Source organism: Streptomyces sp. NPDC029292 (assembly GCF_055569295.1).
On record NZ_JBVHXR010000018.1, the window covers coordinates 242,102 to 263,357 of the forward strand.

15 protein-coding genes and 2 pseudogenes are annotated in these 21,256 nt (G+C 70.2%); 9 read left to right on the forward strand and 8 right to left on the reverse strand.

Annotated features, from left to right (window positions below; genetic code table 11):
- The first annotated feature begins 8 nt into the window (after positions 1 to 8).
- The 3 genes from ACZ4WS_RS33990 to cimA all read left to right on the forward strand — a co-directional run bounded on the left by ACZ4WS_RS33990 (position 9) and on the right by cimA (position 3,880).
- Positions 9 to 599, forward strand: a complete 591-nt coding sequence (locus ACZ4WS_RS33990; protein ID WP_467986585.1) for a TetR/AcrR family transcriptional regulator — start codon at positions 9 to 11, stop codon at positions 597 to 599.
- An 85-nt stretch (positions 600 to 684) separates the two neighbouring features.
- The gene (locus ACZ4WS_RS33995) at positions 685 to 1,995 is read left to right on the forward strand and encodes an MFS transporter (protein ID WP_467986587.1); all 1,311 of its coding nucleotides are present in this window, start codon (positions 685 to 687) and stop codon (positions 1,993 to 1,995) included.
- A gap of 280 nt (positions 1,996 to 2,275) precedes the next feature.
- On the forward strand, positions 2,276 to 3,880 hold the full coding sequence (gene cimA / locus ACZ4WS_RS34000) for a citramalate synthase (protein WP_467986588.1): 1,605 nt from the start codon (positions 2,276 to 2,278) through the stop codon (positions 3,878 to 3,880).
- A gap of 90 nt (positions 3,881 to 3,970) precedes the next feature.
- Here cimA and ACZ4WS_RS34005 read toward each other — a convergent pair whose 3' ends face one another.
- Positions 3,971 to 4,513, reverse strand: coding sequence for a hypothetical protein (locus ACZ4WS_RS34005; RefSeq protein WP_467986589.1), 543 nt, complete (start codon positions 4,511 to 4,513; stop codon positions 3,971 to 3,973).
- 35 nt (positions 4,514 to 4,548) lie between these two features.
- Positions 4,549 to 6,426 carry a ricin-type beta-trefoil lectin domain protein gene (locus ACZ4WS_RS34010; protein ID WP_467986590.1) on the reverse strand — a complete coding sequence of 626 codons (1,878 nt, stop codon included), beginning with the start codon at positions 6,424 to 6,426 and terminating at the stop codon, positions 4,549 to 4,551.
- A gap of 290 nt (positions 6,427 to 6,716) precedes the next feature.
- On the opposite strand from ACZ4WS_RS34010, the gene ACZ4WS_RS34015 reads away from it, so the two are divergent.
- Together ACZ4WS_RS34015 and ACZ4WS_RS34020 are read left to right on the forward strand one after the other, a co-directional pair.
- Positions 6,717 to 9,749, forward strand: a complete 3,033-nt coding sequence (locus ACZ4WS_RS34015) for a glycoside hydrolase family 3 protein (protein WP_467986592.1) — start codon at positions 6,717 to 6,719, stop codon at positions 9,747 to 9,749.
- A gap of 154 nt (positions 9,750 to 9,903) precedes the next feature.
- Complete coding sequence (locus ACZ4WS_RS34020) at positions 9,904 to 11,244, forward strand: hypothetical protein (protein ID WP_467986593.1); 1,341 nt, start codon at positions 9,904 to 9,906, stop codon at positions 11,242 to 11,244.
- 233 nt (positions 11,245 to 11,477) lie between these two features.
- Here ACZ4WS_RS34020 and ACZ4WS_RS34025 read toward each other — a convergent pair whose 3' ends face one another.
- Positions 11,478 to 11,918 (reverse strand): MarR family winged helix-turn-helix transcriptional regulator, encoded by a 441-nt coding sequence (locus ACZ4WS_RS34025; RefSeq protein ID WP_467986595.1) that lies wholly within the window; start codon positions 11,916 to 11,918, stop codon positions 11,478 to 11,480.
- 61 nt (positions 11,919 to 11,979) lie between these two features.
- Here ACZ4WS_RS34025 and ACZ4WS_RS34030 point away from each other — a divergent pair, with 61 nt between their 5' ends.
- Positions 11,980 to 12,654: a hypothetical protein gene (locus ACZ4WS_RS34030; protein ID WP_467986597.1), complete on the forward strand. Its 675-nt coding sequence runs from the start codon at positions 11,980 to 11,982 to the stop codon at positions 12,652 to 12,654.
- Here the strand turns inward: ACZ4WS_RS34030 and ACZ4WS_RS34035 are convergent.
- Both ACZ4WS_RS34035 and ACZ4WS_RS34040 read right to left on the reverse strand, forming a co-directional pair.
- Positions 12,536 to 13,270, reverse strand: coding sequence for a response regulator (locus tag ACZ4WS_RS34035; protein WP_467986622.1), 735 nt, complete (start codon positions 13,268 to 13,270; stop codon positions 12,536 to 12,538). The genes ACZ4WS_RS34030 and ACZ4WS_RS34035 overlap by 119 nt on opposite strands.
- A gap of 85 nt (positions 13,271 to 13,355) precedes the next feature.
- Positions 13,356 to 14,555 (reverse strand): sensor histidine kinase, encoded by a 1,200-nt coding sequence (locus tag ACZ4WS_RS34040; RefSeq protein ID WP_467986598.1) that lies wholly within the window; start codon positions 14,553 to 14,555, stop codon positions 13,356 to 13,358.
- 160 nt (positions 14,556 to 14,715) lie between these two features.
- On the opposite strand from ACZ4WS_RS34040, the gene ACZ4WS_RS34045 reads away from it, so the two are divergent.
- Genes ACZ4WS_RS34045 through ACZ4WS_RS34055 form a run of 3 tightly spaced genes read left to right on the forward strand, consistent with a single transcriptional unit; the run spans position 14,716 to position 17,998 of the window.
- Entirely contained in the window at positions 14,716 to 15,651 is a 936-nt protein-coding gene (locus ACZ4WS_RS34045; RefSeq protein ID WP_467986599.1) for an ABC transporter ATP-binding protein, read from the forward strand.
- A complete protein-coding gene (locus tag ACZ4WS_RS34050; protein ID WP_467986600.1) occupies positions 15,648 to 17,213 on the forward strand; it encodes a DUF1349 domain-containing protein in 1,566 nt (521 codons plus the stop codon). The genes ACZ4WS_RS34045 and ACZ4WS_RS34050 overlap by 4 nt, the downstream gene beginning before the upstream one ends.
- Positions 17,210 to 17,998, forward strand: coding sequence for an ABC transporter permease (locus ACZ4WS_RS34055; RefSeq protein ID WP_467986601.1), 789 nt, complete (start codon positions 17,210 to 17,212; stop codon positions 17,996 to 17,998). Before ACZ4WS_RS34050 ends, ACZ4WS_RS34055 begins: the two co-directional genes overlap by 4 nt.
- A 75-nt stretch (positions 17,999 to 18,073) precedes the next feature.
- Here ACZ4WS_RS34055 and ACZ4WS_RS34060 read toward each other — a convergent pair whose 3' ends face one another.
- The 3 genes and pseudogenes from ACZ4WS_RS34060 to ACZ4WS_RS34070 all read right to left on the reverse strand — a co-directional run.
- Entirely contained in the window at positions 18,074 to 18,601 is a 528-nt protein-coding gene (locus ACZ4WS_RS34060; RefSeq protein WP_467986602.1) for an N-acetyltransferase, read from the reverse strand.
- 321 nt (positions 18,602 to 18,922) lie between these two features.
- Positions 18,923 to 20,032, reverse strand: a pseudogene (locus ACZ4WS_RS34065) (subtype B tannase); the annotation flags it as partial.
- A gap of 124 nt (positions 20,033 to 20,156) precedes the next feature.
- Positions 20,157 to 21,110: pseudogene (locus tag ACZ4WS_RS34070) on the reverse strand (serine hydrolase domain-containing protein); the annotation flags it as partial.
- Between the last annotated feature and the right edge of the window lie 146 nt (positions 21,111 to 21,256).

Here is a 21,256-nt window from a genome sequence, read left to right on the forward strand (position 1 = left end):
AGTCACGGATGGCCGGTGCGCGCAAGAACGCACCCCCGCGGGAGGACGTCCTCGCCGCCGCCATGGACATGATCGCCGAGCGCGGTCTGGAGAAGCTCACCATGGCGGCGCTCGGCCGAGAGGTGGGCATGAGCAGTGGCCACCTCCTGTACTACTTCCACTCCAAGGACGAACTGCTGCTGCGGACCCTGGAGTGGAGCGAGGGCCGGCTCGGTGCCGAGCGCAGCCGGCTGCTGGCCGGGCGGGGGACCGCCCGTGAGCGGCTCGACGCGTACGTCGACCTGTACGTCCCCGACGGCCACCGCGACCCGCACTGGACGCTCTGGCTGGAGGTCTGGAACCGCTCGCAGAACGCCGACGACGACGCCCGCGAGCGGCAGGCCGCCATCGAGGGCGCCTGGCACCGCGACCTGGTGGCGCTGCTCGCCGAGGGCGTCTCGCGCGGCGAGTTCCGCACACTCGACCCGGACCGCTTCGCCGCCCGGCTGCGGTCCCTCCTCGACGGCTTCTCCATCCATGTGGCGATCGGCCTGCGCGGCACCGATCGGGGTCAAGTCCTCGGCCACGTAAGGGAGTTCCTCGACGAGTCGCTCGGCTGACCGGCCGCTCGCGGACAGTGAACGCAATGAACAAAACTCGAGGCGCCCTTGTCGCGGCGGCGATCACCCGGCACCGTGGCCGCACATGGGACGAGAGCACTGGAAGAAGATCTGGGTCGGTTCGGCCGGCAACATGGTCGAGTGGTTCGACTGGTTCGTGTACGCGAGTTTCGCCACGTACTTCGCGGGGGCCTTCTTCCCCGACGGGAACCCCACGGCCCAACTGATGAACACCGCGGGCATCTTCGCGGTCGGCTTCTTCATGCGCCCGGTCGGCGGCTGGCTGCTCGGCCGGGTCGCCGACCGCAAGGGACGCAAGACCGCGCTGACGCTGACCGTCACCCTGATGTCGGTTTCGGCCATCCTCATCGCCGTCGCTCCCACCTACGCGGTGGCGGGCTACGGCGGTGCGGTGGTCCTCCTCATCGCCCGTCTGCTGCAAGGACTTTCGGTCGGCGGCGAGTACGCGGCCAGCGCCACCTACATGACGGAGGCGACCGACCCGAAGAAGCGCGGCTTCGCCTCCAGCTTCCAGTACGTGTCGATGACCGTCGGCCAACTCATCGGCCTGGCCCTGCAGATCATCCTCCAGCGCACCATGTCCGAGGATGCGCTGGGTAGTTGGGGCTGGCGCATCCCGTTCGTGGTCGGAGCCGCCGGCGCGGCGGTCGTCTTCTACCTGCGGCGCACCATGCTGGAGACCGAGGTGTACGAGGAGGACGCCTCCGGCGGGGAGAAGGGCACCCTGCGGGCGCTGTGGCAGCACAAGCGCGAGGCGTTCCTCGTCGTCGCCCTCACCATGGGCGGCACGCTCGCGTACTACACGTACACGACGTACCTCACGAAGTACCTGTCGAACACCGCGGGCCTGTCCAAGCAGACCGCGACCCTCGTCTCCTTCTTCGCGCTGCTCGTCTTCGCCTGCCTCCAGCCGCTCGCCGGAGCGCTCTCCGACCGGATCGGCCGCCGCCCGATGCTGATCACCTTCGGCGTCTGCGCGACCTTCCTCACCGTGCCCGTGATGACCTTGCTGTCGGGCGTGGACAGCTTCTGGCCGGCCTTCGGCCTCGCCCTTTTCGCGCTGATCATGATCACCCCGTACACGGCGCTCAGCGCGGTGGTGAAGGCCGAACTCTTCCCCACCGGCGTCCGCGCCCTGGGTGTCGCCCTGCCGTACGCCCTCGCGAACTCCCTCTTCGGAGGGACCGCGGAATACGTCGCCCTGTGGTTCAAGAACGGCGGAATCGAGTCGGGCTTCTACTGGTACGTGGCGGCTTGCGCGGCCGTCTCACTCGTGGTGTACACCACGATGCGGGAGACGCGGGACGTGGACCTGAACCGGGTCGGGGATGTCCGGAAGCAGCCGCAGGAGCCGGACGCGCAGCTCGCATCCTGAGACACCGGTGAGCTCGGGGGCGGGCCTGTGCCAGACTGCCCCCGTGCTCTCGTTCGCCATGATTATTGGCAGCAGGCGCGCCGGTCCGCAGTGACCGCCACGTACGACCAGGTACGGGCGGCCATCGTCGTCCTCGACCCGCGCGCAGACCTCTCGCACCCGCGAGAGGTTTTTCGTTTTCCTGGCCCACCTCAAGCCGGGAGGAGAGCGCGAGGGATCATTGAGGGCGGTGGAGCCGGTCATTCCGGTAGACCGAGATCCAACACAGGAGCCAGAGACCATGACCGCAACCAGCGAGCTCGACGATTCGTTCCACGTCTTCGACACGACCCTGCGTGACGGCGCGCAGCGTGAGGGCATCAACCTCACGGTGGCGGACAAGCTGGCCATCGCACGGCACCTGGACGACTTCGGGGTGGGCTTCATCGAGGGCGGCTGGCCCGGCGCCAACCCGCGCGACACCGAGTTCTTCGCCCGTGCCCAGCAGGAGATCGAGTTCAAGCACGCCCAGCTGGTGGCGTTCGGCTCCACGCGCCGCGCGGGAGCCAAGGCGAGCGAGGACCCGCAGGTCAAGGGGCTGCTGGAGTCCGGTGCCCCGGTGATCACGTTGGTGGCGAAGTCCCACGACCGCCATGTGGAACTCGCCCTGCGGACCACCCTCGAGGAGAACCTGGAGATGGTCCGCGACACGGTGTCCTACCTCCGCTCCCACGGCCGCCGGGTCTTCGTCGACTGCGAGCACTTCTTCGACGGCTACCGCGCGAACCCGGAGTACGCGAAGGCCGTGGTCCGCGCGGCCTCGGAGGCGGGCGCCGACGTGGTCGTGCTCTGCGACACGAACGGCGGCATGCTCCCGGCCCAGGTCCAGGCGGTCGTCGCCACGGTGCTCGCGGACACCGGCGCCCGGCTCGGCATCCACGCCCAGGACGACACGGGCTGCGCGGTCGCGAACACCCTGGCCGCGGTGGACGCGGGCGCGACCCACGTGCAGTGCACGGCCAACGGCTACGGCGAGCGGGTCGGCAACTCGAACCTGTTCCCGGTGGTGGCGGCGCTGGAGCTGAAGTACGGCAAGAAGGTGCTCCCCGAAGGCGCCCTGCGCGAGATGACGAGGATCTCGCACGCGATCGCCGAGGTCGTCAACCTCACCCCCGCCACGCACCAGCCGTACGTGGGCGTCTCCGCCTTCGCCCACAAGGGGGGCCTGCACGCCTCTGCGATCAAGGTCGATCCGGCCCTGTACCAGCACATCGAACCCGAGCAGGTCGGCAACACCATGCGGATGCTGGTCTCCGACATGGCGGGCCGCGCCTCCGTCGAGCTCAAGGGCAAAGAGCTCGGCATCGACATCAGCGGCGACCGCGAGCTGGTGGGCAGGATCGTGGAACGCGTGAAGGAGCGCGAGCTCAAGGGCTACACGTTCGAGGCGGCGGACGCGTCCTTCGAACTCCTCCTGCGTGCCGAGGTCGAAGGCAGGCCCCGCACGTACTTCCAGGTCGAGTCCTGGCGGGCCATCGTCGAGGACCGCCCCGACGGCAGCCACGCCAACGAGGCCACGGTCAAGCTCTTCGCCAAGGGCGAGCGCATCGTCGCCACGGCGGAGGGCAACGGCCCGGTCAACGCCCTCGACCGCGCCCTCCGGGTGGCCCTGGAGAAGATCTACCCCCAGCTCGCCAAGCTGGAGCTCGTCGACTACAAGGTCCGCATCCTGGAGGGCAAGCACGGCACCCAGTCCACGACGCGCGTCCTGATCTCCACGTCCGACGGCGCGGGCGAGTGGTCCACGGTCGGCGTGGCCGAGAACGTCATCGCCGCGTCCTGGCAGGCACTGGAGGACGCGTACACGTACGGGCTGCTGCGGGCCGGGGTGGAGCCGGCGAAGTAGTACCGCTTCAGGGCCCGTGGCGTGGGCCGGCTTCGACAACCGTGGCGCAGGCCCGCTGCAGCGGGAGTCCTCACTTCAGGAGTCCTCGCTTCAGCAGGAGTTCGCGGCGAGTTTCTCGAACTCGCCGCGGCTCATCGCGCGGCCGTCGGCCCAGACCTGGCCGGGGCGCAGTGAGGCGAGGTCCTCGGCGCTGAAAGTGAGGTCGCCGTCGTACGGCGACCAGCCCGTGCGCGCGCCGGTGAAGTGCAGGGCGTACGCACGACCGGGCAGCAGTCTCTGCTGCCCGGTCTTCCGCACCTGCCAGGCGGACGGGGGCGAGAACAGCGGGAAGGTGATCCTGCCGACCTCGACTCCGCTCGCCACGTCCCAGTTTGTGTCCTCCTGCCCGGGGGACGCCGTGCTGGTGGGGTTGTCGATCAGCTCACCGTGCTCGTCCTCGACGTAGGCGTCCTCGGCCCAGCTCCTGAGGTCGAGGTCCTTCGCGTGATCGCCGCCGCACGGACGGATCGCCACGACCGGCTGTCCGTCCGCGCCGGGCCACACCGCGGCGAGCGGCAGCCAGGCCGGACTGCAACCGCTCAGCAGCCCGAGCCCCGCCAGCACGCCCGCCACGCCCGCCCAACGACGTCGCATGGACCCGCCTCCTCCACCGCAAGGAGTGCAAGGGCCTACTGCAGCCGCCACTTCTGGTTGGCGGCCCCCGTGCAGCTCCAGATCTGCGCCCGCGCCCCGTTCGCCGACGAGCTGTCCGTCACGTCGAGGCACTTGTTGGCAGCAGTATTGACCACGTCTCCCGTCGAAGAGTTGTACGACCAGCGTTGTGCGCCCGTACCGTTACAGTCGTAGAGCTGGACCTTCGCGCCGTCGGCGGTCGACGCGGACGTCACGTCCAGGCACTTGCCCAGCGCCTGGATCGAACCGTCTGCCTTCACCGTCCAGTTCTGGGCCGTCGAACCGTTGCAGTCGTAGAGCTGCACGGCGGTTCCGTTGGCGCTGGAACCGCCCGCCACGTCGAGGCACTTGCCCGCGAGCCCGACGAAGGCTCCCGACTGGTCGCCGCCGCCCGCCTGCGTCCCCGACCAGGTGAACGTGGCCGACGTCTTGCCCGGCAGCGAGTACGTCGCGTGCTGCGAGCCCCAGTTGATGGTCACGGTCTTCGCGGCCGACGCGTCGTTGTAGGCGATCAGCGCCTTCGAACCGTCCGGGTTGCGCCACGCGACGTTCGGGACGGAGGAGCTCGCGGTCGACGCGATGCGCTGCGCGCCCGGCCGTACGAACTTCGTCAGATGCCCCATCGTGTAGTACTCGATGGTGTAGTCGACCGTCCCGCTCTGCCCGTCACCGTTGTGGACCGTGATGAGACCCGTGCAGGTGCCGCAACCTCCGTTGTGCGGGCCCATGTTCTGGTCCACGGCCAGCGACCACTTCGTCACCGACTTCGCCCAGTTCCGGGTGTAGTCGACGATGTTGAGCATGTCCTCGCGCTGCTGGTTGGCGATCCAGGTACCGCCCGAGTGCTCGGTCCCGAACGCGTCCAGCGCGGGGTACTGGTTGTGCACGGTGGTCTGCTTGGTGACGTCGCCGCCGTAGCCGTGCCACGCGATCCCGCCGAAGTTCGGGTGCGAGCGCACCGCCGCGTCGTCGACGGTCTGGGCGGCGTACGAGTCGTACACGTCCCAGTTCCAGTCGTGCGCCAGCACCTTCGTGGACAGCCCCGCGGCCTGGAGCTTCGGCAGCAGCTCGCTCTTCGTGAAGTACGCGAGGCCCGAGGCGTTCCAGCTCATCGACGGGTACCCGGAGCAGCACGTCGGCTCGTTCTGCGCCGTCACGTACGACACCGGCACACCCTGATCGCGGTACGCCTGGAGGTACTTCACGAAGTACGAGGCGTACGCCCCGTAGTCCTCTGATTTCAGCCACCCGCCGTTGAGCGACCCGCTGTCCTTCATCCAGGCCGGCGCCGTCCACGGCGAGGCCATCACGGTCAGCGAGGGGTTCAGCTGGAGGGCCTGTTTCGTCAGCGGCACCACGTCCGCGAGGTCGTGTGCGATCGAGAACTGGGTCAGGTTCGGGTCGGTCTGCCCGGCCGGCACGTCGTCGTACGTGTAGCCGTACCGCGCCAGATCCGACGCGCCCATCGGATTGCGCAGGAAGGACAGGCCGATGCCGTCGGTCGGTGAGAACAGCTTCGTCATCGTGGCGCTGCGCGTGGTCTGCGACAGCGCGCCGCTGCTGTTCATCAGCCAGGCCGCGGTGTCCGTGAAGGACGCGCCGCCGCCGGTGAAGGTCTGGTAGCGGGTGTTCTCGTCGACGGTGATGTTCTCGCCGCTGCCGCCGCTGCCGGACTGGAAGGCGAAGGGGGTTTGCGCCTGCAATCCGCGGGTGACATGGCGGCCGCCGCTGTCGTCCGTCGTGGTCAGCCAGGCCGTGACCTGCTCGCCCGCCGCGTGCGCGGGCACGGAGCCGACAGTCGTGAGTCCGGCGGTCGTCAGCAGCCCGGCCAGCAGCAGCCGTGCCGTCCGGGTGGGTCTTCTCAGGAGGCTCATGTGCGCCGCCCTTCTGGGAGTGGGGGAGTGGGGCGTGCGAGGCGTGAGTAAATGACGGCTGCGGGCGCGCGTCAAGGGGGTGCGCGTTCAAAGACTGAAGGAACAACAGCCCTGATCCGGCCGCCCCTTGGCTGTGTACCGGTTCTGACGTGAAGTCTTGACGGGTTCCCGGGACGTCAGTTAACTCACGCCGTGATCTAAGTCGTAAGAGTACTCAAGAGGATTACTGAGGATCGCTGAAGTTCACTGACGCTCACCGAAGTGGATTCACGAGAGCCGAGGGAAGGTCCATGCGAAGAACCGCCCTGCTCGTCTCCGCCGCCTTGCTCACCGGGCTGCTGCCCCTGGCCTCCGCCGGCGCCGCCGCCGGGGCCGACGACCCGCCCCCCGTCCCCGTGGACACCTTCGAGGGCGAGGTTCCGTTCGCGAATCCGCCCGCCGACGGCATCTTCACCTGGGGCAGCGACGCCGACGACCCGCCCCAACTGGCCCTGACCGCCCGCGCCGACGCCCCCGAGGGTGCCAAGGTCCTCTCCGGGACGTACGACATCAGCGGCTACGGCGGCTTCACCCACGACTTCGCCTACGCCCAGCCGGCCCACGACTGGTCCACGCACAAGGGCATCCGCTTCTGGTGGGACGGCCAGAACAACGCCAAGAAGATCGCCTTCGAGATCAAGGACGGCGGCGCCAACGGCGAGGCCTCCGAGCTGTGGACGACGTCCTTCACCGACGACTTCACCGGCTGGAAACAGATCGAGATCCCGTTCACCGACTTCACGTATCGCACGGACTACCAGCCCGTCGGCGGCATCGACCAGGTCCTCGGCCTCACCCAGATGTGGGGCTACGCCGTCACGCTCCCGGTCGGCGTCAAGGGCCAGTTCGCCATGGACGACGTCGAGTTGTACGGCAAGGCCGACCAGTCCCTGCGGGCCTCCGTCACCACCGACTCCGCCGTGTACCCGGTGAAGGAGGGCGGCACGGCCGCCGTGAAGGTCTCCGTCGCCACCACCGGCGCCGCCCCGATCGACGAGCCCGTGACCGTCGCGTACGAGAGCGCGGGCGGCACTGCCGAGTCCGGCAAGGACTACGCGCCGGTCAAGGGCGAGGTCACCTTCCCGGCGGGCACGGCGTCCGGCACCTCGCGGACGATCCAGGTGTCCACGCTGAAGGACAAGTCCGCCGAATCCGCCGAGACGATCCCGCTCAAGCTCACGGTCACCGGCGCGAAAGCCCCGGCCGAGACCCCGCAGGTCGTCATCGACGCCCACGGACTCCCGTACCTGGACCCGAAGCTGCCCGTGAAGAAGCGGGTCGCCGACCTCGTCTCGCGCATGTCCCTGGAGGAGAAGGCCGGGCAGATGACCCAGGCCGAGCGCGGCGCGCTCACCGCGCAGGGCGACATCGCGGCGTACGACCTCGGCTCGCTCCTCTCCGGCGGCGGCTCGACCCCCACGCCCAACACCCCCGAGGCGTGGGCCAAGATGATCGACGCCTTCCAACTCCGGGCGCAGGCAACGCGGTTCCAGATCCCGCTGATCTACGGCGTGGACGCGGTGCACGGCCACAACAACCTCATCGGCTCGACGATCATGCCGCACAACATCGGCATCGGCGCGACCCGTGATCCCCAACTCGCCCAGCAGACCGGCGCGGTGACGGCCGCCGAGGTCCGCGCCACCGGCATCCCGTGGGACTTCGCCCCCTGCCTGTGCGTGACGCGCGACGAACGCTGGGGCCGCTCGTACGAGTCCTTCGGCGAGGACCCCGCCCTCGTGAAGTCCATGGAGACGATCATCCAGGGCCTCCAAGGCGCCCGCAGCGGCAAGGACTTGAAGGACAACGACAAGGTGCTGGCCACCGCCAAGCACTTCGTCGGCGACGGCGGCACCGTGTACGGCTCGTCCACGACGGGCTCGTACACCATCGACCAGGGTGTCACGAAGGTCACCCGGCAGCAGCTGGAGGCCATCCACCTGGCCCCGTACCAGACGGCGGTCGACCGCGGCATAGGCTCGGTCATGCCGTCCTATTCGTCGCTCGACATCCTCGGCGACGGCCAGGGCCCGGTGAAGATGCACGCCCGCGCGGACATGATCAACGGTGTGCTCAAGGACCGGATGGGCTTCGACGGCTTCGTCATCAGTGACTGGGCGGCCATCGACCAGATCCCCGGCGACTACGCGTCCGACGTCCGTACGTCCGTCAACGCGGGCCTCGACATGATCATGGTCCCGTATGCGTACAAGGACTTCCGCACGACCCTGATCGACGAGGTGAAGGCGGGCCGCGTCAGCGAGAGCCGGGTGGACGACGCCGTGGCGCGCATCCTCACGCAGAAGTTCAAGCTGGGCCTCTTCGAGAAGCCGTACGCGGACACGAGCGGCGCCTCGGAGATCGGCTCGCCCGCGCACCGGGCCGTGGCCCGTCAGGCGGCGGCCGAGTCGCAGGTGCTCCTGAAGAACGCGAAGGGTGTGCTGCCGCTGAAGAAGTCCCAGAAGGTGTATGTCGCCGGTTCCAACGCCGACGACCTCGGCAACCAGACCGGCGGCTGGACCATCACCTGGCAGGGCTCGTCCGGAAAGATCACGGACGGGACGACGATCCTGGAGGGCATGCGCCGAGCCGCCCCCGGCGCCTCGATCACCTACTCCAAGGACGCCTCGGCCTCGACCGCCGGTTACGACGTCGGTGTGGTCGTCGTGGGCGAGACCCCGTACGCCGAGGGCGTCGGCGATGTGGGCAACGGCAACGACCTCGCACTGTCCGCCGCCGACCAGGCCGCCGTCGACAAGGTGTGCGGCGCCATGAAGTGCGCGGTGCTGATCGTCTCCGGCCGCCCGCAGCTCATCGGCGACCGCCTCGGCGACATCGACGCCCTCGTCGCCTCCTGGCTGCCGGGCACGGAGGGCGACGGCGTCGCGGACGTCCTCTACGGCAAGCGCGCCTTCACCGGTCAGCTCCCCGTCACCTGGCCGAAGTCGGAGTCCCAGCTGCCGATCAACGTCGGTGACACGTCGTACGATCCACAGTTCCCCTACGGCTGGGGGCTGACCACGCTCACCAAGGTTCCCGAGGGCGGCTCCACGACCCTCAAGGCCCTCGCCCTCGTGGCCGCGGCGGCGGAGAGGACCGGCTCGGACGACATCGGCCGCACCGCCGTGACCAAGGCCCGCCTCCTGGTCCAGCAGAGCCTCGGCTCAACCATCACCCCCGCCACCGCGAAACCCTTCGCCGACGCGGACCACCTCCTGTTGACCGGCCGGTATGCGGAGGCGGTGACGAAGCTGAAGGAGGCTTATAGCCTGTCCGGCGTTTGAGGACGAGCGCGAAGCGCAACACGGGGGTCTGGGGGCGTAGCCCCCAGGCACGGGAAGGGTGGGGGGCGGAGGGGGCGAAAACGACCCCCCCCACCCCCACCGCCCCACCCACCCCAATGCCCACTTTTGCGTACGTTCGGGTAGCTTCGAAGACATGAAGGCCGCACTCACTCGAGGACTCCCAGGCCTGCTGATCGCACTGGCGCTGGCCGCCTTGGCGCTGCTCGCGTTCACCGCACCCCCCGCCCACGCAGCCGGCGACGTGGGAACGGTCGCGACAGCACTCCGTAAGAGCCCGGTTTACGTAGACCCCGCCGCCGCCTCCCAGCTCTCCGCGGCGGACGCCGACTCCCTCGCCCAGAAGATCAAAAAGGCGGACAAGCCCCTCTTCGTGGCCGTCCTCCCCGCGGACTTCCCCACCCAGAACCTCTTCCAGAACCTCCGCACCTCCACCGGCATCACCGGCCTGTACGCGATCCACCTGGGCAACCGCTTCGACGCACGGGCCGACTCCGCGGTGATGTCCCCCGCCGCCGTGCAGAACCTCGTCACCAGCGTCCAGGGCGAGGACACCAGGACCCAGCTGAACGACTTCACGAACCGAGCGCTCAGCAACATCGGCGGCTCGGCACCCTCGAGCTGGGGCACCAACACCGGCGGCGTCTCCACGGGCACGCTGATCGCGGTCGGCGCGGTGATCGTGGCCGGCGGCGCGGGCGCGTACACGATCGTACGACGCAGCCGGCGCCGCAAGGAGGAAGAGCAGCGGGCCGCCCTGGACAAGCTCCGCGTGGTCGTCGACGAGGACATCACCGCGTTCGGCGAGGAGCTGGACCGGCTCGACTTCCACCCCGCGGAGCCGGGCGCGGACGACGCGATGCGCGCGGACTACGAGCGCGCGCTGGACGCCTACGAGCAGGCGAAGTCGTCCATGGCGGCGGCCCAGCGCCCCGAGGACGTACGCGCCGTCACCCAGTCCCTGGAGGACGGCCGCTTCTCGCTCGCGGTGCTCGCCGCGCGCCGCGAGGGCCGCCCGGTCCCCGAGCGCCGCGCTCCCTGCTTCTTCGACCCGCGGCACGGCCCGTCGGTCGCCGACGCGACCTGGACGCCCGCCAACGGCGCGCCCCGCGAGGTCCCGGTCTGCGCGGCGGACCAGGCCCGGCTCGCCGACGGTGCCGACCCGGCGATCCGTGAGGTCGAGACGGACTACGGCCGCCGCCCGTACTGGGACGCGGGCCCGGCCTACGGCCCCTGGGCGGGCGGCTACTTCGGCGGCGGCCTGCTGCCCGGCCTCCTCTTCGGCACCGTGCTCGGCAGCATGATGTCCAGCCCCTCGTACGCGGCCGACTACGGCTCCGGTTACGGCGACTTCGGCGGCTACGACGGCGGCGACGTCTCGGGCGCCGACTTCGACCCCGGCGACTTCGGCGGCGGTTTCGGGGACGGCGGGGGCGGCGACTTCGGCGGGGGAGGGGACTTCGGCGGGGGCTTCTGAACGCGACCGCAAGGTGCACCGCGGACTGCGGATCACCGACGAGCAGCGCGACCGCTTCGTGCGGGTCTATCTGGAGTCGCTCGACGAGGCGGACCTGCCGGACGACGAACCGTTCCGCGCGGCGGTCCGCTCCCACGTCGAGTTCGGCTCGCGCGTGGCGCAGCAGAACTCCCTGGCGAAGACGGACGAAGAGCTGCACCCGCTCCGCGAAGTCCCGCACCGGGACTGGTGGCTCACTCTCCTTGCGGAGATACGTCCGCGTCGGCCAGGCGTTCCATCAGCGCGCCCGCGAGGCGCAGCACCTCGCGCTCGGTCTCGCTCAGCGTGCCGAGCGCCGTGGCCAGCCAGGCGTCGCGTTCGGCCATGTCCCGCTCCAGCGCGTGGCGCCCGTCCGCGGTGAGTGTGAGCACGGACTGGCGCCGGTCGGTGGTGCCGGGCTCGCGGGCGATCAGTCCGTCCGCCTCCAATTCGGCGAAGACCCGGGTCAGCGACTGCGGCTGCTGCCGCTCGGCCGCCGCGACCTCGCCGGGCGTCGCCGCCCCGTGCCGACGCAGATGCCCGAGCACCCCCAGTTGGTTCGGGCTGAGCCCGCCGTCCGCCCGCTCCTGCCGCAGCCGACGGTTGAGCCGCACGGTGCCGCGGCGGATCTGGGCGGCGTACGCGAGATGGTCCATGAGAAGATCGTACGCGACGACGTACTATCTGCAAGGCTTCAATGCCCATACTATCTGCATAGTGACCGTCAAACTAATACGTAATGCTTACGAAGCGACGCTGACCATGACGGCCGTGCTGCTCTGTTGGGCCGCAGCCCTGTGGCTGGAGAGTGCCGCCGGACTGCACACCGACATCCTCGTCCTTGCGGTCGTCCTGACCCTCACTCTGGCCGGTACCCAGCGGACCGCGGACGTCCGCGGACGGCTCACGGCCCTCGTACTGCTGCCCGCCGTGGCCGGAGTCTCGACGCTGCTCGGCCACCTCATGGCGGACCACTACGCGCTCGGCGCCTGCGTCTTCACCCTCGGCATCTGCCTGCCGATCTGGATCCGCCGTTTCGGTCAGGCCGCGACCAAGGCGGGCACCCTCATGACACTGCCACTGGTCGCCCTGCTCGTCGTCCCCGGCCCCGCCCTGCCGCCCAAGGCCCAGGGAGCGCTGGTGAGTTGGGGCTGGGCGGCGGTGATCGGAATGCTGGCGTGCGGCTGCGTCACCAAGGCCTGCCCCTTCCCAGGGCTGCCCGAGCGGCTCCTTCCTGGGGCCTCCCGAACGGCTCCTCCCGAGCGGCTCCTTCCTAGGGCCTCCCAAACGGCTCGGGGTTCGCCGTCCGCGGTACGACCAGCCCCGTCTCGTACGCCGTCACGACCGCCTGCGTGCGATCGCGCAGTCCGAGCTTGGACAGGACGCGGCTGACGTGCGTCTTCACGGTCTCCTCGCCGACGTGCAGCCGCAGTGCGATCTCGGGGTTGGACAGCCCCTCGGCGAGCAGCCGCAGCACCTCCGTCTCGCGCGGGGTCAGCACGTCCAGCGTCTTCCGGGTGGGCGCCCGGGGCTTCAGCCGGGCGAACTCCGCGATCAGCCGGCGCGTGATGGCGGGCGCGAGCAGGGCCTCTCCGGCGGCGACGACCCGTACGGCCTCGAAGAGCCGTTCCGCGGTGACGTCCTTGAGGAGGAACCCGCTTGCCCCGGCCGCGAGCGCGTCGTACACGTGCTCGTCGAGATCGAAGGTGGTGAGGATGAGCACGCGCGGCACATGCGGGTCGGTGGCCCCGTCGGAGTCCCTGTCTCCGTCTCCGCCTCCGGGCTCGTCGCCCATCGGCTCGTCGCCCATCAGCTCGGCGGTCGCCTGGATACCGTCCATGACCGGCATGCGTACGTCCATGAGCACCACGTCGGGGCGCTGCTCCCGGCAGATCCGCACCGCCTCGGCGCCGTCGCGTGCGGTGCCGACGACAGTGAAGTCCGGCTGGGTGGCGAGGAGTCCGGCGTACCCGGCGCGGACGACCTCGTGATCGTCGGCGACGACGATACGGACGGGAGAGGACGGAGGGGAGAGAGGGGCGGGGGCGCCGGAGAGGCGGCAGGCGTGGGTGGCCCGGCGTCGGGGGCGGTTGTCATGCGAGTGCCTCCGCCCGTACCGGAAGTCTGGCCTCGACCAGGAAACCGCCGCCGGGGGCCGGGCCGGTGTGCAGGCTGCCGCCGACGGTGCCGGCGCGCTCGCGCATGCCGAGGAGACCGTGGCCGGTGTCGGGTGTCTCCTCGGTTTTCGGGCCCGGCCCGTTGTCGCGGACGCGGATCGCCAAGTCGTCGTCCGTATAACGCAGTTCGACGTCGACGGCGGCGCCCGGCGCGTGCCGTCGCGCATTGGTGAGGGCCTCCTGGACGATGCGGTACGCGGTGACCTCGATGCCCGGGTCGAGCGCGGCGACCGGGCCGCTGACGATCAGCCGGGTGCGGGAGCCGGAGGCGTCCCGGGACTCGTCGATCAGCTCCATGAGCTGGTGCAGCCCGGGTTGCGGGCGCCGCGTGACCCCTACTTCGGCGTCCTCCCTCAGCACTCCGAGCAGCCGCCGCATCTCTGTCAGCGCGGTGCGCGCGGTGTCCCCGATGGCGAGCAGCCGCGTGGCGCCGTCCGCGGGGAGCCCCGCCGTGGTCAGCCGGGCGGTCTCGGCCTGGACGGCGATCATCGAGATGTGGTGGGCGACGACGTCGTGCAACTCCCGGGCAATCCTTGCCCGTTCACCGCGTGCCGCGTGTGCGAGGAGGGTGTCGGCGAAGGCGCGCTCCGTCGCGCTGTGCGCGAGCGCGGCGCTGCGGACGTGGTGCGTGATGCCGGTCGCGGCCGCCGCGGAGGCGAGGGTGGCGACGAGCACGGCCATCACGCGCGTGGTGAAGTCGTCCTGGCTGACGAGGGCCAGCACGACATACGGCAGTACGAGCACCCCGCTGAGCCGCGGTGCCCCCGCGCGTCCGAGCCAGTAGACGGAGGCCAGTTGGGCCACGACCCCCGCCAGCGTGAGCGCCCGGAACGGCGCCAGCGCCAGCACTCCCGCCGCGGTCACGGCCACGGCGGCCCCGGCCCGCACCGCCACGGCACGCTCGGCCCCGAGGACGAAGGTGAGCGGCAGCGTGGTGCAGACCCCGAGCAGCAGCGCGAGCGCCAGATTCTCGCGCAGGCTCGCGATGCGCAGGAGAACCTCGGCGCAGGCGAGGAGAGCGAGGGCAACGGGGTATGTCACGGGGGCCGGGAAGCGTCGTACCCGCTTCCACACCCCCGCGACCCCTTCGCCGCCCCGCGCAGTCTGCTCGCTCACGCACGCCATTGTGCCGTCGGCGGCGCCGCAGCGCGTCACCCTGGGGTTTCTCCCTCACGTGGGGGACCCGGCCGTCGATCCGTCCCTCGCGGCAGGGGCGGCGAAGACGGCTCCCTGGCGGGACGACGTCGAGGCCCGCCGGTCCTTAGTGTCGCTGGGCATGAGTGACGCAACGATCGAAGTGCAGGGGCTGCGCAAGCGGTTCGGGAGGACCGTCGCCGTCGACGGGCTCTCCTTCACGGTTGAACCGGGGCAGGTCACCGGTTTCGTAGGCCCCAACGGAGCGGGCAAGTCCACCACGATGCGGGCCGTGCTCGGCCTGGACGCCCCCGACGAGGGACGCGCGCTCATCGGTGGCCGTCCCTACCATGCTTTGCGCTCTCCCCTCCTGGAGGTCGGCGCCCTGCTCGACGCCGCCGCGCTGCACCCGAGCCGCCGCGGCCGCGACCATCTGCGCTGGCTGGCGCATTCGCACGGCCTGTCCCTGCGGCGCGTGGACGAGGTCCTCGAACAGGTGGGCATGGACCAAGCCGCCCGTCGTCGCGCGGGCGGCTACTCGCTCGGCATGCGCCAGCGCCTGGGAATAGCGGCCGCGCTGCTCGGCGACCCCCCGGTTCTCCTCTTCGACGAACCGGTCAACGGGCTGGACCCCGAGGGCATCCAGTGGATCCGCGGCTTCCTGCGCCGGCTGGCAGCCGAGGGCCGGGCCGTCCTGGTCTCCAGCCACCTGATGAGCGAGCTGGAGGACACCGCCCACCACCTGGTCGTCATCGGCCGCGGCCGGCTCATCGCGGACACCGCCGTCGCCACCCTGCTCGCCGCCGCGTCCGGCGACCGAGTCGCCCTGCGCACCGGCGCGCGCACGGAAGCGATGGAGCTGCTCGCCCGCGAGGGCGGCACGGTCGCGGTCACCGGCCCCGACACCCTCACGGTCACCGGTCTGCCCGCGGAGCGGATCGTGGCGCTGCTCGCCGCGGCCGGCATCCCGTTCGCGGAAGTCGGCGCACACCGGGCGACACTGGAAGAGGCGTACATGGAACTGACCAGGGACGCGGCGGAGTTCACCTCCACGCCCGACGGCGAGGTGACCCGATGACCTCGACCATCACCCCATACCGCTCCCGGCTCCAGCCCGCCCACGACGGGTTCGGCCGACTGCTGCGCGCGGAGTGGAGCAAGTTCTGGACGGTACGGATCTGGGTGCTGGTGCTCGTCGTCGCCGCGGCGGTCACGGTCCTCATTTCGCAGCTCGCCGCGGGCGGTTCCCGCGACGACTCCAATGACCAGGCCCACATCACTCTCGCCCCGGACGGCACCCGCGTGGACGACAGCTTCCGTTTCGTCCACCAGTCATTGACCGGCGACGGCAGCGTCACGGTCCGTGTGTCCGACCTGAAGGGACTCGCCGGCCGCGCCGCGGAGCCCTGGGCGAAGGCCGGCGTCATCATCAAGCAGAGCACGAAGGGCGGCAGCCAGTACGCGGCCCTGATGGTCACCCCGGACCACGGCGTGCGCATGCAGTGGAACTTCACGCACGACAAGGCGGGCAGCGCCGCCTCGAAGGACCCGCGCTGGCTGCGGCTGACCCGCAAGGGCACGGACTTCACCGGGTACGAGTCCACGGACGGCTCCCGCTGGACGAAGGTGGGCACCGTCACGCTGCCGGAGCCGACGAAGACGACCCAGGCGGGCCTGTTCGTCGCCACCCCGCCGCACAACAACCTGCGCCGCTCGTTCGGCGGTACGTCGGAGACGGCGGGCGGCACGTCCGCCACGGCGACCTTCGACCACGTGGCCCTGCGCGGCGGCAGCGAGGCGGCCTCCGGCGGCGCCAAGGGGGCCGCCTGGACCAGCACGGACGTGGGCGCCCCCGACCCCAGCGACCCCAACAACCCAGCCTCCGGCCCGGCCCACCACGACCCGGGCACCACCACGGTCTCCGCCTCCGGCGTCTACACGGTCACGGGCCAGGGCGACATCGCTCCGAACGAAACCGGCAGCGACATCGTCCAGATGAGCTTCCAGGGCGTTTTCGTGGCCGTGCTCTTCATGGTGGCCCTCGGCGCCCTCTTCATGACGTCCGAGTACAAGCGCGGCATGATCCGTACGACGTTCACGGCGACCCCACGCCGCGCCCGCGTCCTGACGGCGAAGGCCCTGGTGATAGGCGGCGTCACCTTCGTGGTGAGCCTGGTGGCCACGGCCATCACCTTCCCGCTGGCTCAACGCACCATGCGCCCGCACGGCTTCGCGCCACCCGCCTACCCCGATCTCTCCTTGCTGGACGCACCGGCCCTACGCGCCGTGGTCGGCAGCGCGGCACTCCTGTCCCTGGTGGCGGTCCTCGCCCTCGCCGCGGGCGCGATACTGCGCAACAGCGCAGGCGCGATCACGGTGGTCGTGGTCCTGGTGATCCTCCCGCAGATCCTGGCCTTCGCCCTCCCGCTCCCGGTCGCCCACTGGCTCCTGCGCGTGACCCCAGCGGCGGCGTTCGCGGTCCAGCAGGGAGCGAAGTACTACCCCCAGGTGGACCACAACTGCCTCCCGGAGAGCGGCTGTTACCCCCTCGCCCCGTGGAACGGCTTCGCGGTTCTGTGCGTGTACGTGGCCCTGGCCCTGGCCCTGGCGGTATGGCGCCTGCGCAGGAGGGACGCATGAGGTCGGCCCTCCACGCCGAGTGGACGAAACTCCGTACGCTGCCCAGCAGTTGGCTGCTCCTGACCGCGACCGTCGTCCTGACGATCGCGGTGGGCACGGCCTCGGTCTCCGCGGTCACCACCCGCGACTGCGTATCGGCGGCCGCGTGCCACGAGGACACGGTGAAACTGAGCCTGACGGGCGTCTGGCTCGGCCAGGCGGCGGTCCTGGTCCTCGGGGCCTTGTCGATGGGAGCGGAGTACGGCACGGGCACGATCCGCAGCACGCTCACGGCCATACCGCGCCGGGTCTCGTTGCTCACCTCGAAGGCCGTCGTACTCGCCCTGGCGACCGCGGCAGCCGGAGCGGTGGCGATCGCCGGCTCCCTCGGCGCGGGCCGCCTGATCCTCCCGGGCAACGGCTTCACCCCGGCGTCGGGCTACCCGCTCCTCACCCTCACCGACCCATCCACGCTCCGCGCGGCCCTCGGCTCGATCCTCTGCCTGATCCTCGTCGCCTTCCTGGGCCTCGGCCTGGCGATCCTGCTCCGGGACAGCGCGGGAGCCATAACGGCAGGCCTGGGAGTGCTGTACGTCGTCCCGCTCCTGGCCGACCTACTGGGCTCCCCGACCTGGAAGGACCGCATCGAACGCTGGGCCCCGATGCCGGCGGGCCTGGCCATCCAGTCGACGAAGAACTTCGCCCGCCTGCCGATCGGCCCGTGGCCGGGACTGGGGGTACTGGCGGCGTACGCGCTGGGGGTACTGCTGGTGGGAGGCGCACTGTTCAGATGCCGGGACGCGTAGACCCAGTTGGCGCCCAGTGCCCAGTGCCCAGTGCCGCGTGCCGAGTGCCGAGTGCCCAGCGTTCAGCAACCAGCGTCAGACACCGCCACCGCCACTGTCACCGCCACTGTCACCGACATCCGGCAGCGCCAGCCACTCCCGCCACGACAGATCACGCCCGATGAACCGCGGCCGCTCGAAAGGCCAGTTCTCACCGATCCACCGAGGCACGAGCGCGTCCAGCTCCCGCTCCAGATCACTCCCGACCTTGCCGTCCACCACCCACCACGAGATCTCGGCGTCAGCACCGACCTTCTCCGGGGGATCGATGTAGACACACCCGAACTCGTCGGTGCCCGCGTCATTGAACAACACGTAATTGAAGGACTGATGGGCCTCGATCTCGGCCTCGTGCCGCTCCAGATCCTTCTTGTTCGCCTCATACGTCATGGTCTCGGCGGGCCACCCCCACGCCTCACCGAAAATGGACCACAGCCGCTCGCGCGAGCCCATCACGACCGGGTAGTCGATCGCGGCGTCGGCCCCCGTGATCGGGCGCAGGTGATACCCGCCTGGCAGCTCAACACGCAGCGGGTGAACGAAATCAGGGGGCAGCCAAGTCATGCCCGGAGGCTAATCGTGCGGCCTGGCTCCCGCACCCGGTTATTCCCCGGGGCGATGGGAGGCTGGGCGCGCCCAACTGCCGGATCTCGTACTCCATGGCGATGTTGTTGAGCGAGAAACCCACTGCGTATAGGACCCAGCCGATGTTGTGGCGCGCCTTGGCTGCTCGGCCCTCTTCTGACCCGTTCCGTCGGACATCGGCAGGGGAACGGGGGATGGACAACGCCGGGACGCCGGGCCCAGGTTCGTGCCTGGGCCCGGCGTCGCGGATGGCGGTGTCCGAGACTGGGAGGGACGGACACCGCTCAGGGGGGATGGGTGCTACTTCGCGGAGCGCTTGGTGTTGCCCGTCACCTGGGCGATCCACTTGATGAAGTCGCCCGGGTCGGTGTTCGAGCCGTGGCCCTCGTCCCAGTAGTAGAGGTGGTTCACGTCGTCGCCCAGGTTGTCCACGGAGGCGGCGAGGTTCGCGGAGACCGTCAGCGAGGTGTCCGAGTCCTTGGTGCCGAGGCGGATCCACCAGTGCTTCGAGCGGCCCGGGTTCTTCTTGGCGATGTGGTACATCGGGTTCATCAGGTCGAGCTTCTCGGGGATGTCGCTCGCGACCCGCTTGGTGGTCAGGCCGGTGGAGTCGTTCTTCGCGCCGTACGCCGTGAAGTGACGGGACAGGGTCGTGCCCGCACCGAACTCGTTGTTCTCACCGGCGGACAGGTCGAAGGCGTCGAAGGACGGCGCGGTCTTCTTCCGGGCGCCCACGTGGGTGAGGAAGTCGGCCCAGGTGAAGGTGGCCTTCTCGCCGTCCCAGGTGATGAACGTGTTGGCGGCCAGGTACGTCGTGCGGTCGGCGTCCGACAGGGCCGCGAGGTAGCGGGTGGCCGACGGCTGGATGTAGGTCTCCAGCATGTAGTCGTCGAGGTTGCGGGCATTCAGCGGGCCGAAGCCGTTCAGGCCGCGCAGCTTCAGCGACGCCTGGTACTCGGCGAACTGCGCCTGCAGGTCCTTCGAGACGGTCTGGTCGGCGACCTTGCCGGTGGACTGGGTGACGTTGGAGCCCCAGTTCCACTCGTAGGCGCCGTCGGCGTGCTCCAGGTCGGTGATCGGGCACCAGGCGCCGGTCGCGAAGATCGCGTCGGACGCGTCGGCCGCGCCCAGCTCCTTGAGGTACTCGTCGTAGATCGGGCTGTCGCCGGACGCGCCGAGCAGGGAGGACAGAGCGCCGCCGGCGCTGGTGCCCGCGGAGACGATCCGCTCGGTGTTGCCGGGGATGCGGCCCTTGTTGAACTTCACATACCGCACGGCCGCCTTGAGGTCGACGATCGCGGCCGGGGCGGTGCCGTAGTACTCGCCGCTGGAGTTCTTGAGGGTACGGCCGCGGGCGCCGGGCTCGACGACGACGTACCCGGCGGCCAGGGCCAGGAGCTGGTTCCCGGTCGATCATGCCGAGGTAGTGCTCGAGCGCCCAACGGACGACGGCCTGGTTGAAGGGGATGCCGTCCGGGCCCGCGTTGGACAGCGAGACGACGGCGAAATTGCGTTCGGGCACGGTGAGCAGCTCGGCGAACTGGCCGTTCGCCGACCCGCCGTGCCCGACGGTGCGCACGCCGTCCACGTCGCGCAGGAACCAGCTGATCCCGACGGCGTCGCCGAGCGTGCTGGCGCGCAGCGCGACCGTCGGCTCCTTCATGCGGTCCAGCACCTCGACGGGCAGCACGCGGGCGCCGCTCTCCGTCCAGCCGTCACCGAGATGGAACCGGGCCCAGCGAAGCTGGTCCGTCACCGAGGACACGATGCCGCCGCCGGGGTTGTTGCCGCGCCAGGTCTTCCAGGGGCGGGCGACGGACAGGGTGCCGCCCTCGTCGCGGTTGTGCCCCACGACGAACCGCCGGGTCATCACGTCGTCGGGTGCGTAGAAACTGTTCGACAGCCCCAGCGGCTCGAACACGAGCGAGGTGACGGCCTGCTCGTACGGCAGCCCCGTGACCTTCTCCACGATGCGCCCGGCCAGGTTGTACCCCGCCTGGCTGTAGGAGGACCGGGTGCCGGGCGGCGCGATCTGCGCCAGCTCGGCCAGCTTCGCCACCTGGCCGGCCAGGGCGCCGTCCCCCTCGCCGGTGTCGACGAGGATGTTCCAGTCCAGCCCCGCGGTGTGGTTGAGCAGGTTCAGCACGGTGATCTCCGCCGCGGCCCGCTCGTCCGAGAGGTCGAGCTCGGGAACGTACCGGCGTACCGGCGCCTCCAGCTCGACCCGGCCGTCGGCGACCAGGCGCATCAGCGCGGTCGCGGTATAGGTCTTCGTGACCGAGCCCAGCTGGAACAGGGTCCCCTCGTCGACGGGCAGCGGGTTGTCGATGCTCGTCGACGCCGTGGCAGGCGTGGATTTCCCGGCCGTCCACCCACACACGACAGCGGCGCCGGGAATCCCGAACTTTGCGGCCGTCGCCTCGACGAAGTCGGACAGCGAGTCATATGTGTCCTGAGTGTCCTGCGGGTCATGGGCCATGCCGGTCATGTCGGTCCCCCAGTTCGTAGCCACTTGCACTGTGTTCAAGTGGAACGATAGACCAGCACTTGAACACAGTGCAAGCGGTACTTGCACCCTGTTCAAGTCGACGCCCGACCCGACCACGGTTCCCTGCGGACATGCCGAAGCGCCCG

Coding starts and splice junctions, on each gene's coding strand:
- ACZ4WS_RS33990 (WP_467986585.1), top strand. CDS start 9: ATGGCCGGTGCGCGCAAGAACGCACCCCCGCGGGAGGACGTCCTCGCC.
- ACZ4WS_RS33995 (WP_467986587.1), top strand. CDS start 685: ATGGGACGAGAGCACTGGAAGAAGATCTGGGTCGGTTCGGCCGGCAAC.
- cimA (WP_467986588.1), top strand. CDS start 2,276: ATGACCGCAACCAGCGAGCTCGACGATTCGTTCCACGTCTTCGACACG.
- ACZ4WS_RS34005 (WP_467986589.1), bottom strand. CDS start 4,513: ATGCGACGTCGTTGGGCGGGCGTGGCGGGCGTGCTGGCGGGGCTCGGG.
- ACZ4WS_RS34010 (WP_467986590.1), bottom strand. CDS start 6,426: ATGAGCCTCCTGAGAAGACCCACCCGGACGGCACGGCTGCTGCTGGCC.
- ACZ4WS_RS34015 (WP_467986592.1), top strand. CDS start 6,717: ATGCGAAGAACCGCCCTGCTCGTCTCCGCCGCCTTGCTCACCGGGCTG.
- ACZ4WS_RS34020 (WP_467986593.1), top strand. CDS start 9,904: ATGAAGGCCGCACTCACTCGAGGACTCCCAGGCCTGCTGATCGCACTG.
- ACZ4WS_RS34025 (WP_467986595.1), bottom strand. CDS start 11,918: ATGGACCATCTCGCGTACGCCGCCCAGATCCGCCGCGGCACCGTGCGG.
- ACZ4WS_RS34045 (WP_467986599.1), top strand. CDS start 14,716: ATGAGTGACGCAACGATCGAAGTGCAGGGGCTGCGCAAGCGGTTCGGG.
- ACZ4WS_RS34050 (WP_467986600.1), top strand. CDS start 15,648: ATGACCTCGACCATCACCCCATACCGCTCCCGGCTCCAGCCCGCCCAC.
- ACZ4WS_RS34055 (WP_467986601.1), top strand. CDS start 17,210: ATGAGGTCGGCCCTCCACGCCGAGTGGACGAAACTCCGTACGCTGCCC.
- ACZ4WS_RS34060 (WP_467986602.1), bottom strand. CDS start 18,601: ATGACTTGGCTGCCCCCTGATTTCGTTCACCCGCTGCGTGTTGAGCTG.